Annotated in this window: 13 protein-coding genes; 8 read left to right on the forward strand and 5 right to left on the reverse strand. The window is 49.2% G+C overall.

Features of this window, described 5'->3' with window-relative positions:
* Positions 1-3: 3 nt before the first annotated feature.
* The 3 genes from LQZ19_RS02385 to galK are packed head-to-tail and all read right to left on the reverse strand — an operon-like array spanning position 4 to position 3,961.
* A complete protein-coding gene (locus LQZ19_RS02385; protein ID WP_411046041.1) occupies positions 4-2,058 on the reverse strand; it encodes a 6-bladed beta-propeller in 2,055 nt (684 codons plus the stop codon).
* Complete coding sequence (locus LQZ19_RS02390) at positions 2,055-2,753, reverse strand: tetratricopeptide repeat protein (RefSeq protein ID WP_411046042.1); 699 nt, start codon at positions 2,751-2,753, stop codon at positions 2,055-2,057. Before LQZ19_RS02390 ends, LQZ19_RS02385 begins: the two co-directional genes overlap by 4 nt.
* Before the next feature lie 2 nt (positions 2,754-2,755).
* Positions 2,756-3,961, reverse strand: coding sequence for a galactokinase (gene galK, locus LQZ19_RS02395; RefSeq protein ID WP_411046043.1), 1,206 nt, complete (start codon positions 3,959-3,961; stop codon positions 2,756-2,758).
* Between the two features lie 394 nt (positions 3,962-4,355).
* Here galK and LQZ19_RS02400 point away from each other — a divergent pair, with 394 nt between their 5' ends.
* The 6 genes from LQZ19_RS02400 (at position 4,356) to LQZ19_RS02425 (ending at position 11,555) form a co-directional block, all read left to right on the forward strand.
* Complete coding sequence (locus LQZ19_RS02400) at positions 4,356-4,865, forward strand: Fic family protein (RefSeq protein ID WP_411046044.1); 510 nt, start codon at positions 4,356-4,358, stop codon at positions 4,863-4,865.
* Positions 4,866-5,026: 161 nt separating this feature from the next.
* The gene (locus LQZ19_RS02405; protein ID WP_411046045.1) at positions 5,027-5,179 is read left to right on the forward strand and encodes a hypothetical protein; all 153 of its coding nucleotides are present in this window, start codon (positions 5,027-5,029) and stop codon (positions 5,177-5,179) included.
* Positions 5,180-5,183: 4 nt separating this feature from the next.
* A complete protein-coding gene (locus LQZ19_RS02410) occupies positions 5,184-6,524 on the forward strand; it encodes a TolC family protein (protein ID WP_411046046.1) in 1,341 nt (446 codons plus the stop codon).
* Between the two features lie 28 nt (positions 6,525-6,552).
* Entirely contained in the window at positions 6,553-7,740 is a 1,188-nt protein-coding gene (locus LQZ19_RS02415; protein WP_411046047.1) for an efflux RND transporter periplasmic adaptor subunit, read from the forward strand.
* Between the two features lie 11 nt (positions 7,741-7,751).
* Entirely contained in the window at positions 7,752-10,997 is a 3,246-nt protein-coding gene (locus LQZ19_RS02420) for an efflux RND transporter permease subunit (RefSeq protein ID WP_411046048.1), read from the forward strand.
* A gap of 66 nt (positions 10,998-11,063) precedes the next feature.
* On the forward strand, positions 11,064-11,555 hold the full coding sequence (locus LQZ19_RS02425) for a hypothetical protein (RefSeq protein ID WP_411046049.1): 492 nt from the start codon (positions 11,064-11,066) through the stop codon (positions 11,553-11,555).
* A gap of 91 nt (positions 11,556-11,646) precedes the next feature.
* On the opposite strand, the gene LQZ19_RS02430 is transcribed toward LQZ19_RS02425, so the two are convergent.
* Entirely contained in the window at positions 11,647-12,363 is a 717-nt protein-coding gene (locus LQZ19_RS02430) for a hypothetical protein (protein ID WP_411046050.1), read from the reverse strand.
* A gap of 304 nt (positions 12,364-12,667) precedes the next feature.
* Positions 12,668-13,876, reverse strand: a complete 1,209-nt coding sequence (locus LQZ19_RS02435) for a hypothetical protein (protein ID WP_411046051.1) — start codon at positions 13,874-13,876, stop codon at positions 12,668-12,670.
* Between the two features lie 402 nt (positions 13,877-14,278).
* Here LQZ19_RS02435 and LQZ19_RS02440 point away from each other — a divergent pair, with 402 nt between their 5' ends.
* Together LQZ19_RS02440 and LQZ19_RS02445 are read left to right on the forward strand one after the other, a co-directional pair.
* Positions 14,279-15,016, forward strand: coding sequence for a helix-turn-helix domain-containing protein (locus LQZ19_RS02440; protein ID WP_411046052.1), 738 nt, complete (start codon positions 14,279-14,281; stop codon positions 15,014-15,016).
* 394 nt (positions 15,017-15,410) lie between these two features.
* Positions 15,411-15,803 carry a type II toxin-antitoxin system VapC family toxin gene (locus tag LQZ19_RS02445; RefSeq protein WP_411046053.1) on the forward strand — a complete coding sequence of 131 codons (393 nt, stop codon included), beginning with the start codon at positions 15,411-15,413 and terminating at the stop codon, positions 15,801-15,803.
* Positions 15,804-15,806: the final 3 nt, after the last annotated feature.

Consider the following 15,806-nt stretch of genomic DNA (forward strand, 5'->3'; position numbering starts at 1 on the left):
TTCCTATTCTATCGGCGGGAAATAGCCCGTAGCATCCCTGCCGGAACGTTCCATGAGGTAAACCTCGGCCTCCACCGGGAGATAAGCCCGGCCAAAGTCGGTGGGGAGACCGGTACGGTAACTGAGGGTATAGGAACCCACCGCTTTAGTGTTGAGGCCCTTTAGAACCGGGGTAATGCCTTCGCTCCGGTAGAGGGACAATACCTGACCCCCGGTCTGTTCACAAAGGTAGCGTATTTCTTCGGAGGCGGGATTCCCGCCCAGCATTACGCCGTAAAAGATGATGCCGTTATTGGCTAAGTACGCCGCCAGTTCGGAGAGGCCGTACTGCTCAAAGGCCAGTTCACCCAAATTCCCGGAACTGACAAAAACCACCGCCCGCTTTTTAGCGCCGTTTAAAAGATCCGTGGCGGCCAGCCGAAGTCCCATGTCGAAACGCCAGCGGAGGGAGTAGGAGGATGAGCTTCCCCGGGCTGCGGCGGTAAGGGCGCTCAGGGACGGGGCGCTGCCTTCGATCCGTTCACGCAGGGGCTGTTCCCCCGCGGAGATGAGGGAGACAATCCGGGAACCCGCAGCCCGGATATCCCGGATGGCAACGTTCAGATCCGGCTGCATGGAAAGTGCGGCAGGGGAACGATCTAAGAGGATACTTATATCCGAAGTTTCGGAAAGAAAGGCGGCGCTGAGGAAATTCCGCTCCCCGGCCGTCCGGCCTTCTTCGGTAATCAGGAAATTCCGGGCATCCAGCCCAACAATAGGCCGCCGCCGCCGGTCCTGAACCTGGACTTCCACGGTGATCCGGGGGAAGTTATCAGAAATTACCCGTTCTATCTGGACAAAAAGCCCTGCGGCCATATCGTCCAGGGGGGTCATCACCGAGACCTCATCGCCCTCAAAATTCGCCGCCAGAATATTGCCGTTTCCGTCCGCCCGGGCTCCGGCGATGCGTACCCGCGGATTCCCCAGGAGGCCCAGTTCGCGGATCAGCGCGGAATTGGGGTCGATAATCAGGAGACGGTTGGCGTCGGATGCCAGGATCCGGCCATCGTCTAAAAGGGTAAGGCTTTCCGGCCCCCGGAGCCCTTCGGAGATGAGTATCCCCAGGTAGTCCCCGTTCGAATCAAATATGTAGATCCGCCGGGCCAGGCTGTCCGCGGCATAAATCCGGCCTTCCCGGGCAACTATACCCGTGGGGGAAAGCAGGCCGGCAAAGCCTTCGGAACGGCCCCCAAAGGAAAGTACGAAGGCGCCATCGGGGTCGAATTTGGAGATCCGCTTATTACCGTAATCTACCACATAGAGGTATCCCTCAGCATCAATGGTAAGGTTCTGGGGACCGATAAACATCCCCTCCCCACGGCCCTTGGAACCGATATAACCCTGCCATTCTCCCTGACTGCTGAGTATACTTACCCGGCCGCCGCGGAATTCCGAAAGGTAGAGCCTGCCGTCCTGCCCCCGGACCATGTCGTAGGGCCGGTCGAACCCGTTCAGGGGGCCCCGTTGGCGCTGGCGGACTATGCCGTTCACGTCTATGCGAACAATTTCGTTGCTGCCATAGGCCACCACCCAAACCGAACCGTCATCCAGGGGCAGTACCGTGGTGGGCTGCCGGTATATCCGTATATCCCCGGAAAGGCCGGGATAGGTTCCGGCTTCCACATAGCGGATCTCATCATCAAGGGAAGGGAAGAGGCTGCGGCGGTTCCGCACCGTTTCGATACGGCTGGATAAGACCAGGGTTTCCCGGCTGGAAGGGCCGTAGGCGTCAACCGCAGAACGCCACTGCCGCAGGGCGGTATCCTCCATACCGGAACGGTAGTAAGCCCGACCCAGCCAATCCAGGATCAGCGCTTCACCGGGTTTGAAGGAGAGGGATCGCTCAAAGGAAAGGATGGCCTCGTTAAAGGCGCTCCGGTTATAGGCCTGAACCCCCAGGCGGAATTCCTCCCGGGCAGCCAGGGCATCCCGATCAAACCCGCCTATGCCGCTCTCCTGGGCAAAGGCAATGCCGCCTAAGCCCAGAACCAGGGCGATAAGCAACGCAACCGGCCTCATGCGCCATCCCCAACAACCAGACGCAGATGGGCCCGGATCACCGAATTATGGGACGACAGATCATAGGCCCGGCGGAGCCAAACCCGGGATTCCTGGGTGTTTCCGCCTTTATAATAAGCCCAGCCCAGAGAATCCAGGTAGGCCGCATTTTGGGGGGCCTTATCCACCGCTTTCCGGCATAAACGCAGGCCCCGGGATATATCCATATTGGTATCCGCCAAAATATAGCCTAGGCCGTTCATGGCGGTTGCGTTATTTTCATCAAGTTCAATGGCCTTTTCGTAGTACTCCACCGCTTGTTTATACTGCTTCTGTGTCCATGCGGCATAACCCATGGTGGTGTAGATCTGCACCGACTCAAATCCGCTCTTGCTAAGCCGGTTCAGCTCAAATTCCGCCAGTTTGGCCCGTTTGGTTATTACATATACATAGGCCAGGGTCAGCCGGCACTGGTAGACCCGCAGGGGTTCCTCGCTATTAGTTACCACCTGTTCCAGATATATCAGGGCATCGTCAAACCGCTCCAGCTTCATATAACAGAGCCCTAAATAGTAGGCCAGTTCCGTATTTTCCTCGACACTACATTGCCCCGTATCAATTTTGAGCAGTTCCTGCAGGGCCGCCTCCCAGCGCTTTAAGCCGAAAAGCCGGACCCCCTCTTTTAGTTTGTTCTCAAAAAGCCGGTTTTCTACCATAACTACGAAACCTCTATAACCCGGGCCGCTACCGCAGGACGGATATCATAGGTCAAGGGATGAAACCCGAAGATCCGTTCGTAATCCTCCAGGCGCCGCCGGTATTCACCGATTGCGCCATCGTTGATAATCGTATAGGTACAGCCTCCAAAGCCCTGGCCGGTCATGCGGGAACCCAGAACCCCTTCAATCTCCTGGGCCCGCTTTACCAGCCAATCTATCTCCGGGCAGGAAACTTCGTACAGATCCCGCAGACTTTCATGGGAATGGAGAAGCACCTTGGAAAGGAGCGGAAAATCCTGGCGTTTCAGGGCATCTTCCGCGTCATAGACCCGCTGTATCTCCTGGACTATATGCATGGACCGCCGCCGTATCTCCTCGGGCAGATCCCCCATGGATTCCACCAGATCCGGGGCGGCATAATCCCGTAAGTTGGTCCCGGGCTTTTTCTGAGCAAGGAGTTCCAGCCCCCGTTTGATATCCTGCCGGCGCTGTTTCAGCTCATCTTCCACCCCAAGCCGGGGTACCCGGGAATCCATGATAACGATTTTATACTTTGAAAGGGGAGATTTGATTCGCCGAACTTCCATGGAAAGTTCATCCACCAGGAGAAAGTGATCTTTTCTGGCGTTAAAAGCGATAAGATAGTCCACAGGGCTGGCATTTTTTCCAAAAAACGCGGCCTCTGCGCTGAGCAAGCGGTTAAGCAGTTCCTTGTCGTTGATATTGGCCTGAAGAAAGCCCTTTAGGGCTACCGCAGACGCTACTTCGATGGCCGAAGAGGATGCTAAGCCTACCTGCTGGGGAATATTTCCCATCAAAGTAAAGTTGAGTCCCTTTACGGGGTAGCCCAATTCGGCAAAAACCTGGATAGCCACCTTGATATAATTGGCCCACCGATCTTCCCGCTTGTATTTCAAGTTTACCAGGGTGGTCCGTTTCCGTTCCCCCAGATCCGCCGCGAAAAAACGAAGGGAATTATCCTTCCGCATGCTCACTGCAACTCTGATATACCGGTCGATAGCGGCGGACAGGAATAAACCGGCCTTTGGCTCGCCATGCTCGCCCAGAAAATGAATTCGACCGGGCGCTTCGGCAACCACAACAGGTTCAGTTCCTCCACCGAGGCCGCCAGACCGATTTTCCCCTCCGGATCGGTCGGCGTCAATCTCGTATTCCGTACGGTGGATCTGACCGATGTCCATCATATGCAAAAACCCCTCTCTAGCCCTATACTACAGGAAATTTCAGGATTGTTCAATAAAAATTACGAATAAAAATTGAGTATAATATGAAAAATCAGCCCTTAACCCGGAATTTCAGGCTTATCCAGGGGATGCCCCCGGCTGCTCCGGCTCCAAGGCCGACTCAAGCCCCTGAGGCATAGAATTTTCCTTGTTTACAGACTATACTAACTTTCAAGGCTATAGAAATATTTTATTCAACCCGCCGGCAATTAGGATGGTACTGTGATGATTGAGAAACCTCCGTATACCATCACGGTAAGGGCCGCTGATTATTTGGCAAAAATCGTGGAAACCGTGACACGCCTTGAGTTCGGAACGGGATTCAAGCGTGATATAAAACTCCACAGGGAAAACCGTGTGCGTACAATCCATTCATCCCTTTGCAGACGGCAATGGGCGTATGGGGCGGCTATGGCAAACGCTCTTGCTTGCCAAATGGAATACAATTTTTGCGTGGATACCAATGGAGTCTGTCTTGTATCAGAACAGACCTCAGTATTATCAGGCGATTGAGGACGCAAGAGAAGCCAATGATTCCGGCGTTTTCATTGAGTTTACGCTTTCGTCAATTTTTGACATCATTGCGCTTCAACAAAAGCACCAAGATGAGCACCAAGTCGATTTAAGCGGCACACAACTTGCAGTTCTGAAAACTCTCAAAAACAAGCCTCTTTCGCGCAAGGATATTTTTGCTGCAATCGAAATGAACGGTGATTCACGCTCTTTTAAACGCCATATCAATCCGTTATTGATTGCAGGCTTAATTGAAATGACCGTCCCCAGCAAGCCGAATAGCAGGCTGCAAAAGTATCGGCTGACCGACAGGGGAAATGATTTAAGTCTACGCTTACAGCGATTTTCTTAACAATTCCTACACAATTAAACAAAAACAAAGATGAAAAAATAAAAATCCGTAGAATCTTCCCCATCTTTATAATTTCTTAATATTCCCAGTTTATTCTTATGTCGTAAACACAAGGATTTACCAAACTTAAGCAAGGAAAAATAAAACAAATGGAGGTTTGTATGAAAACGAAAACATGGAGCATGGGCATAAACCTTTACATTATCACCATCATGTCGGCAATGGAGTCCAACGAAATCGAATATATGTATTCAGACCTTTCCATCGAAAGAGCCGAATGGGAAATTGTCACCGAAGGAATGGGAGGAATGTAGCACTATGAAAACAAAAAAACGATATACCGCAGAAATACTACCCTTGGTCATATTGCTTGTCTTGCTTGCGGGCTTTGCCGCGGCAGAGGAAGCGGAAACCTTAACCTTGCAGCAAGCCCTGGATATGGCGGGCAATAACAATCCCGCCCTGCTCGCAAGCCGCCAGCGGTGGATAGAAAAACAGCGCAGTATCGCCATAACAAACGGCTGGCCCAACCCTGAATTCGGCATCATGTTAGAAGATATTCCTTCCGGCGGCGGTAAACCCATGATGTATGAATACAGCCTTTCCCAGGAAATCATGGCCCCCGCAAAGCTAATCGCCATGCGGAACATGGCAAAGAGCGAAGCGGGAATGGCCGGGGCCGATTTTTCGGTAAAACAATTAGAAGTTTATACGGCGGTTAAACAGGCATATTACGATCTCCTTTACGCCGAAAGGTCGCTTGCCATTATGAAAGAAAATCAGGGGCTCATGGAACATCTGGTCAATATTACGCAGACCAATTATTCCCACGGCACATCCCCCCTGCAGGAAACATTACGGGCGCAGGCCGAAATATCCCGCATGGCGGTAGAGATACAAAACATGACGGCAATGACAGCGGCGGCGCGGAACAGGCTTAATTACCTCCTGGGAATAAGCGCCAATACACCGCTTACTGTGGAGGAAATATTTACCGCAATACCCCCGGATTTTGAATTTACCGCCCTGCAAAATACCGCGCAGAACAGCCCTGCTATTGCGAGCATGACCTGGGAACTTGAAATGGCGCGGAACAATGTATCAATGGCAAAAAGCCAATTTTGGCCGGACTTCAAATTGAACTTCAGTTTTGTGCAGTCTACGGTTATGGACCCCATGTTAATGAAGATGGTGGATACAAGGCTTAACCGCGCTGATTATTCCCTCGAAATGAGGGAAGTAAACAGAAATTCATGGAAAGTCGGCTTCATGGTCATGCTGCCGATCTGGTTCGGGCAGTACAAAGCAAAGGCGGCCTCTGCCCAGGCCGGTGTAACGGCGGCGCAGGCGCTGGTAAGCGATATGCGGAACATGGTGGGAATGGAACTGTCAATGGCCCTGAACGAAGCGCAATCCGCATGGCGGCTCATCGGCCTCTATCAGAATACCGTAATCCCCCAGGCGGAACAGGCATATCAGGCGAGTATGGTGGACTACACCAACGGAAAGACCGATTTCATGGCGGCCCTGGATGGCCTTGTAACCCTCCGCAATGCCCGGCTTGATTATTACAAATCACGGGTAGACTATGAAAAAGCCCTTGCCTATCTGGAACAATTAACCGGAAAGCCGATTGCAACAGACAGTCCGCAGCCGTAAAGAAACAGTTTAATTAAAAGGAGTACCTATGAAAAAGAGTAAAATTATTGTAATTATCATCGTCCTGTTTTTGGCAGTCGGCGGGTTTGGCTATTTCTACTACAAAGGAAAACCCGCAAGTACCGGAATGTCCGGTATGGGTATGGCTCCGGCAGACAGTTCTACCACCCCGCCGATTGTTACCAAAGACGGCACCGTTACCCTGAGCGAGCGGGCGCGGCAGGTGGCGGGAGTGCAGACTTCACGGGCGGCGGTTCGTACCATTACCAAAACAATCAAGACCACCGGCAAAGTTGTCATGAATGAAACGAGGCGGGCCTATATTACCTCACGGGTTGAGGGCCGGATTGACGTACTGTATATATCCACCGAAGGTGAATTCATCAACACCGGACAGATCGTCGCCCGTGTTTACAGTCCCGCCTATAGTGCGGCGCAGGAAGAATACCTCCATGCCCTGGAAAACAGGGAAGCTTTCGGCAATGCAGGGCAGGACGCAGCAAATACCAACGAGGCATTGACCACCGCAGCCCGGCGCAAATTGCAGCTTTTGAACGTGTCCGAGAACGATATTCTTGAACTCGAACAAAGCGGAAAAGCAAAAGACCTTATGCCTGTCTACGCTCAGTTTAGCGGTATTGTTCTGGAACGGCAGGTATTGCCGGGTGGGTATATCAGGCCAGGGGACAAACTCTTTAGCATTATTGATTTGTCTACAGTATGGATAAATACGGATATTTATGAAAAAGATATCGCCAATGTACGGCTAAACGAGGAGGTTGTTATAAGCAGCCAGGCGTATCCGGGCGAAACTTTTAATGGGAAAATTGTTTTTGTGAACCCCATACTTGATGATGCCACAAGGACCGTAAAGGTGCGGGTGGAGTTAGATAACCGGAAGGGTATGCTAAAACCGAATATGTTTGTTAATGCGACAATAAAAGTTCCCCTGGGGGAAAGCCTTGTAATACCGGAGTCCGCCATTTTGGATCATGGCGAAGAACAGGTTGTCTTTCTTGCCCAGGATAAAAATGTTTTTGTCAGGCGTAATGTAGTGGCAGGGCAATATGCAAATGGATATGTACAAATAGTATCCGGGTTACAGAGTGATGACTATGTGGTCATTGCCGCAGCTTTTCTGCTTGATTCACAGACAAAGCTCGGCGGGTTTTCAAGCCATGGCGGACATGGCGGCAGTGGCAACGGCCATAATTAGGGAGATACAAAATGCTTAATGGAATAATCACTTTTGCCCTAAAGAATCGTGTCATTATTTTGGTTCTGACGGCGCTGATCATCGTCTATGGTGTATATGTAATAAATGATACGCCCATTGACGCATACCCCGACCTGAGCGAAAACCAGGTGCTTGTTGCCGCCGACTGGATGGGCCGGGGGCCGCAGGAAATTCAGGATCAGGTAACCTATCCCCTTGAGACGGCCATGCGGGGGCTTCCCAGCGTGAAACAGGTACGATCCGCCTCCTCATTCGGTATGTCCTTAATCACCGTGATTTTTGAGGACGGCGTTGATCCTTATTTTGCCCGGCAGGTGGTGGGTGAAAAGGTACAGGAAGCTATACCCCGTCTCCCCAGGGGCGTTCAACCTGCATTAGGGCCGGTCAGTACACCCATGGGGCAGGTGTTCATGTATACCGTTGAAAGTGATCGCTATAACTTAGCAGACCTCCGAACCCTCCAGGACTTTACCATAAAGCAGCAGCTTTCCTCCGTTGCAGGAGTTGCGGAAGTAGCCAGCATAGGCGGGTATGTACGGCAATACCAGGTGAACCTTGACCCCCGGCTTATGCAGAGTTTCCGGGTAAATTTCAATCAGGTATTTGGTGCGCTTGCGGCAAACAACGCCAATATCGGCGCCAAGGTTGTGGAACAAAACGGACAGGAATATATTATCCGCGGCCTGGGGCTGATTGAGTCGATTGATGATATTAAAAATATTGTAATCTCCCAAAACAACCATGTGCCTGTTTACATTAAAGATGTTTCCCATGTGGCGGCAGGGCCTGATTTTCGCCGGGGAGTGCTGACAAAAGCCGGAACCGAAGCAGTGGGCGGCATTGTTATTCAACGTATAGGCGTAAATACCCTGCGGGTTATTAACGCAGTTAAAGAAAAAATAACGGAAATAACGCCGAGCCTCCCCGAAGGGGTACGGATTGTACCCTTTTATGATCAAACGGAACTGGTGAAGGATTCCGTCAGTACCCTGACTAATGATTTAATACAAGAATTTATCCTCGTAACAATTATTTTACTGCTCTTTTTGGGGAATTTCCGTTCGAGCCTGATTGTTACCCTGGTTATCCCCCTGGGTATTCTCATCACTTTTATTGCCATGAAACGTATCAACCTGTCCGCCAACCTGTTATCCCTGGGAGGAATCGCCATAGGAATTGGGGTAATGGTGGATGCCGGTATTGTTATGGTTGAGAACATATACAGCCATTTGGCTAAGGACGGCGGAAAGCGCAACATTGTAGATGTAACCCTGGAAGCGGCAAAGGAAGTCGCGACCCCTATCTTCTTTTCCCTGGTCATTATTATTGTTACCTTCCTGCCGGTGTTTACCCTTACCGGAATTGAAGGGAAGCTCTATAAGCCCCTGGCTTGGACAAAATCCTTTGCCATGGCGAGTTCTCTTATTGTAGCTTTTACCGCAATACCTGTACTGTGTACCTTTTTGCTGCGGGGTAAGATCAGCGAGAAAGACACCTGGATTACGGCTAAAATGGTTAAGGGCTATAAACCTATCCTGCAATGGGGCTTAAAACATTCAAAACTTACCCTCTTTATTTCCATTATTGGTATTGCAGGGGGACTTTCCATAACGCCGTTCATCGGTTCTACCTTTATGCCCCCCCTGAATGAAGGAACTTTTCTGGTTATGCCTACCATGCTTCCCAATGTTTCACTTACCCAGGCGGTGGAGGCGGCAAAGACACTGGATACCCTCATTATGGAGATACCTGAAATTGATCTTTCGGTAAGCAAGGTTGGGCGGGCGGAGACCGCCATGGACCCCGCCCCCATTAGCATGATTGAAACAGTGATTACCCTCAAGCCAAAAAAACAATGGCGCAAAGGGCTGACCCAGGAAGCCATTGAACATGAAATGATGGAACAGCTTTCCTATTTGCCGGGGCTTAATATGGCCTTTACCCAGCCTATTGCGGGCCGCCTTGCCATGCTCTCCACGGGCATACGCACGGACCTTGGCATAAAACTGTACGGCGAAGATATAAAAATATTGCAGCAGAAGGCCAATGATATTGAGGCGGCTTTGTCCGCTGTAAGCGGAGTGAGCGATCTTCTTGCAGAACGGGTCTTGGGCGCATCGTATCTGGAAATCGAAGTTGATAGGGAAAAAGCGGCCCATTATGGTATCAATGTGTCGGATGTTGAAAACGCCATTGAACTCGGTATCGGCGGTATGGCGGCTACCACCACCATAGAAGGCCGAAGGCGCTTTGATGTGATGGTGCGTTACCACCGGGAAAACAGGGAAAGCATTGACGCTATGAAGGATATACTTATCCCGGTTCTTGGCGGCTCAGGCGGCGCGGTAATGGGTGATAGCATGGGCGGTACGGACAGCAGTGATACTATGGGCGGTTCCGGCGGGGGAGGCATGGGTGGTATGGGAACGGCTGGGGCTTCAAGCGCAGTAACAGTATCAACAGGCGGCGCTGAAAGTATCGGTATAGCCGCCAGAGTTCCATCCCCGGCCTATGTAACCCTTGATGAATTGGCGGTATTCCGCATTGTGGACGGGCCATCCATGATAAGCAATGAAGATGGTTTGCCGGTTATCACCATACAGATGAATAGCCGGGGACGGGATGTGGTTGGCTTTGTCAATGAAGCTAACGAAGTTATCAAAGAAAAAGTAACCCTGCCGTCCGGCTATTCCTACAAATGGACAGGGCAGTACGAAAACCAACTAAGGGCCAAAAACCGTTTAGCCATGGTAATACCTATTGTAATCGCCTTAATGTTCTTTCTGCTCTATATGGCTTTCAACTCCTTTAGCCACGCACTACTGGTACTGCTTAATATTCCCTTTGCTTTGGTGGGGGGCATCATTGCAATGTATGTATCCGGTACCTATTTTACGGTGGCAGCGGCGGTAGGATATATTGCATTAGGCGGTATTGCGCTGGAAAACGGGGTGATCATGATAACGCAAATTAAAGAACTTCGCAAAACCCTGCCGCTGAAAGAAGCCGTCTTTGAGGGCGCCCTTTCGCGCCTCCGCCCGGTTATGATGACCGCCGGTACTACGCTGGCGGGAAGCCTGAGTTTGCTTTTTTCCAGCGGAACCGGCGCGGAGATACAAAAGCCCATGGCTATTGTAGTTACCGGCGGGCTGGCTACGTCCACCATACTGACTTTATTTTTGCTACCGAGTATTTACCTGGTCTGTTTCAGGTCCAGGAAACAAAAAAGCGCATAAGAAGCCGTAGGCTTCTACCGCATTATAATAATGCGAATATTTTATTGACAGGAAGGTTTTAGGAAAATGAAAAGATTACAACAAGGGGCGCTGATTTTATGTGCGGTTGTTCTTGGGCTTGTGGTTTCGAGCTGCGGCAATAAAGGAAAGCCAATGTCCACCCAAATGGAAAGCGGCCAAATGAAGGACTCAGGCGAAAAGATGGCGGAATCGACTACCCAACAATCCGGGGGAGGCCATGGTGAAGGCATGGCTAAAGAAGATCCCGTGCCATTTGTCCGGGACATGGAAAAGGCCGCGTTGGATATTTTAAGCCATGTCAAGGCTGGGCGGGTTATGGACGCTCAGAACAGCGTAAGCCAACTAAGCGGCGCAACGGATAAGGTACTGCCCCATATAACCGACACAAACCTGAAAGACAGGCTAAGCAAATCGGTGGCGGAAATAAAAGCCAGTGTCGCAGGCAGCCCTGATGTTTTTGAACTGGAAGAAAAAATCCAGGTGTTGCAAGGGGACTTAAAACAGGCGTTGGAAAAACTGCAAAGCATGAACGGCTAACCGGATTATTACATTGCCGCCGAAAAGTGGCAACCATACGCCCCTACACCCCGCCGTGGAGGATGGGGGCGTTACACTACTACTATTTTATTTACGGAATAACCACATTGAACAGCGGCCCCCACGACCCCGGCTCGCCTTTTGCGTTTTCGTAACGGATGCAAAAATACGCCGTTTTCCCGCTGTCCTCTTGGGCAAAATCCATGAGTTCTTTTTTCCGGCGGGTGAATTTTGAAAAGGGCAGGTCATCACCCGAAACAGGAACCCGCATAAGTTCCCGTTTCGGGCTGGTTGCCACTTCTATGGTTGCGCCTCCGGGCGGCACCACGCCGTAATAAATACGATAACCGTAATCGCTCCGGTGAGGGTCGGGCGGAAAGCCGAAAACAGGCCGCAAATGCAATTCCAGCAGGTGAACGCCGGGGCGGGAAACATCCGCTTCCGCCTGAGTCGTGGGAGGCGGCACTGGCGTATGAATCGTGTCCCGGGGTTTTAGTTCAAGGGAGATAAAGTCCGGGTCCGTGAGGGGCGGTCTGAGGAAATATCGGCTTTTGATAAACCGCATTTTGACGAGCAATGCCTCAAATGCCACCTTGCATTGGGCGGTGATAACTGGTGTCCGCTCACTGCTTTGAGCTGCCGCCAATGCGGTTTCCGCGGCGCTGACCAATGCCGACAATTCCTGATTTTCATCGGGGGGAACATTCCATGACATGGCGGCGGGTGAATTCAATACCGTTCCCCAGTCTTTTCCCATTGCTAGCTGTCCCTCCCGCTTTCCGGGGAGCCAATCACTGTTATTTGCCATAAATACCTCCTGCGGCTCTCAAGCCGCTTTGCGTCATGGTTTTACCATTTGACAAAATGGACCATCTGGTCTCCAGAATGTTTTATTCTGTCTTAAAAATGGGGTATCCGGTCTCCAGAATGGCTTGATTTGTCTCAAAAACAGGACATCCGGTCTCCCCAATGCCCTAATCTGTCCTAAAAATGAAGTATCCGGTCTTCCAGATGCGTCATCTTTACCACCGAATGCTGCATTTGGGCCTCCGAATACCGTATATAAAAAACGTTAATCGGCTGATTAGCTACCACTCTAACTTTAGATGCTTTTAATCATGGGCAGAGTTATAGGCTATAGATAATCCGACTTTGTTGAGAGTTCCGCGACTCCATGTCATGGTGCTGGTACAGTTGTTGTCTACTCTGGATTCAGCATAGGCGCAACCCGCGATACTTCCGACAGAATCTGTTGCTCCGCCCGTGATGGTTCCTGATGTAGAGCAATTATCAATAGTAAAAAGAGTTTGCCTATTGGCATTTTCATAGAAACCAAATGAGCTTCCCCCTGCCAAACCGCCGACACGAGCCGTATCATCTGTTACAGTGATACTTACATCTTGAACCGTACAGTTTGTTACCCGGGTTGGAGGTCCGTCCGCTTTATAATCTCCGAGGAATCCTATCAATCCTCCGATAACTCTGTTGCCGGTTCCTGAGACAGTAATCGTAACATTTTGAGTTGTACAGTTCGTCACGTCTGATAAAGCGTATGCAATACCGCATAATCCCCCCAATCCTATAAAATCATCGCCCTCTGCGCTGACAGAGCCGCCTGTCACCTTGCAACCTTTCAAGACGCCTGCCTCCTTGCCGCCGACTACAATACCGGCGCTTCCACTATCGGGAAAAGCGTCTGAAATTACAATATCCGCGATGGCAGTACAGTTTTTCATATCACCAAAGCTGATGCCCACAATACCGCCCACTCCTCGTACTCCTTGAATTTCGTTGTCTCCTGCAAAGCTTACATTCTCCAAAGTGCTATTTACATATTGAAGACCAACAACACCGCCGACCAGCATGAATGCGGAAACATCAACGCTTTCAACTGTAAGGTTACGGATAACAGCGGGATTAGAACCAGTTCTTCTTATACAACCAAACAACCCTGTCGCCATAGATTGGGAAGCTGGATTCGATATATCAAAGGGCCTGCTAATCGTAACATTTGATATGGTGTGGCCATTACCATCAAAGGTTCCGCTGAAAGTCGCAGAAGGGAGGGGATTTTGCATATCCTCCGGGGCATCGGACGCAGGCATGAAAATGCCGAGGGGTTCCCAATTTGTATAACCAGATAAATCAATATCTGCCGACAGAATAAAATTTCCGCCCAGATTATTTCGTATGTCATTGAGTTGCGCTGCCGTAGCAATTTCCACCGGCGGAACGCTTTCATTTCCCCCATCTGTGGGACAACATAAAAAGAAAAACGACAATAGGAATATCGCCGCTAAAACTGAAATAGCTCTTTTCATAAAGAACCTCCATAATTCAATTCCCCGTCATACCGATGGGGGTATACAAGTCCTTTTCTTTAATATAGAGTTGTATTTAGCTAACTTTATCAGAAACCTTTTATAAGGGCAATTATTTTTGCTTAAATGTAGCAGATTGCAATAAAGATTTGGCGGATTGCAAAAACGGAAGGGAGCTAAAAAACTGATGTTCCAAGGAGAGTCCATTTGACAGCGATCGAAAGATTTTGTATACCTCAGCTTACCCAGTGTGGTTTCATTCCTGCTGAAAGCCTTTTACCGAAACATGAAGGCAGCATGGATTTCGAGCTTGACAATATGTATGGGAATGGTAGATGTTCTTTCCATCCTATAAATGGGGATATTTTAGTAACTTTTATGGATTTTACCTATCATCGCAACATGGATATTTTATGGCCCCAGCCTGAATATCTGCAAATCAGCTATTTCAAGGAAAAGACGCCTTACCTTTCGGGTCATATTGGCCACAATGAAACCTACCATCAATCCTGCCCTCCCGGGTTCCGCCGGCACTGTTTTGGCCTCTCCATACTTCCCGGTTTCTATGAAGATATACTGTATTCGCGCTATCACATTTCCCCGGGATTGCTTTCCGAAGCCATTCTTGAATTAGGGAAAGGTTCCATGCCTATTGAAGGCGCAATGATACTTAAACAGATGAGCGTAGCCCTACCCTCATCTGAATATGTTGTTCCTTTTTACGAAGCCAAGACTCTTGAACTTATTGTTAGTATTCTTAAATGGTATACCAAAAAAGACTGTTATGCTTCTAAAGGCTTCTCGCCTAAAGATGAAGAACGTATAAATGAAACTATTTGGTTTATCAAGGATCATTATTCAAAACTCCTCGAATTATCGGCGCTTGCAAAAATAGCCTCCATGAGCATAAGCAAATTCACATCGGTTTTTAAGGTAATTACCGGGGTAACGGTACTGGAGTATATACAAAATATCCGTCTTGAAAAGGCAAAAGAGCTTTTAACTGAACCATCGCCCTGTATTAAGTCCATTGCTTCGGTGGTAGACTATAAACATCAAGCAAGTTTTTCAGCGATTTTTAAAAAAGAAATCGGTGTTTCGCCTACAGAATATTTACGGGAGTTTTCTCGAATAAAATAGATAAATGAAAGTACTTTGGCTAAGACGGGTGTCAGGCAAGCCAAAGGGCGCCGATCACCGAAAATTCCCAATGTTCCTCACCCGAGGAAACACTACTAATAGCGCAGCAAACAGCTTTTCTACGCAAAACAAGGTAAAAAAAGCCCGGTAACCCCGGGCTTTTTTTGGAAAGAGGGGGAAGAGATAAACCACGAAGGACACAAAGGAGGAGGGAAAGGGAAAGAAAGGAGAAGGGGCTCTGCGATTTCCTCTATCACCACCTCCCTCTCTTCCCCTTTGTGTTCCTTCGTGTTCCTTTGTGGTGAAATTCTTCCGGTGCAAGCAGTAATTTTCACCTCTTATGTCCTTTTTATACACTATTGACATTTATTGAATAAAAATATATCATAAATTTATGGATATTATTTTGGACGCCAGCGCAATAATGGCTGTTATTGTAAAAGAACCAGAAAGGGACTTGGTTATTGAATTAACAAAAGATGCAGGGATTGTTTCCCCAAACATGGTGTCTTATGAAATAGCAAATGGTTTAACCAAAATGGTAAAAAAGAACATAATTGAAAAAGAACGTATGATAAACGCATTTGAATATTTTGAAAGAATACCTATAAAAAGAATTGAAATTGATGTAAAACGGGCATTGGAAATAGCATGGGATTATAAAATTTATGCTTATGATGCATGTTATTTAGAATCAGCAAAAAGATTGGATTTGCCATTATTAACTTTTGATGGTAATATGGCAAGGATAGGAAAAGAACTTGGCATTACTATTTTAGGAGGATGAAAG

Source organism: Treponema primitia, from assembly GCF_046533075.1.
Classification (GTDB): Bacteria; Spirochaetota; Spirochaetia; order Treponematales; family Breznakiellaceae; genus Termitinema; species Termitinema primitia_B.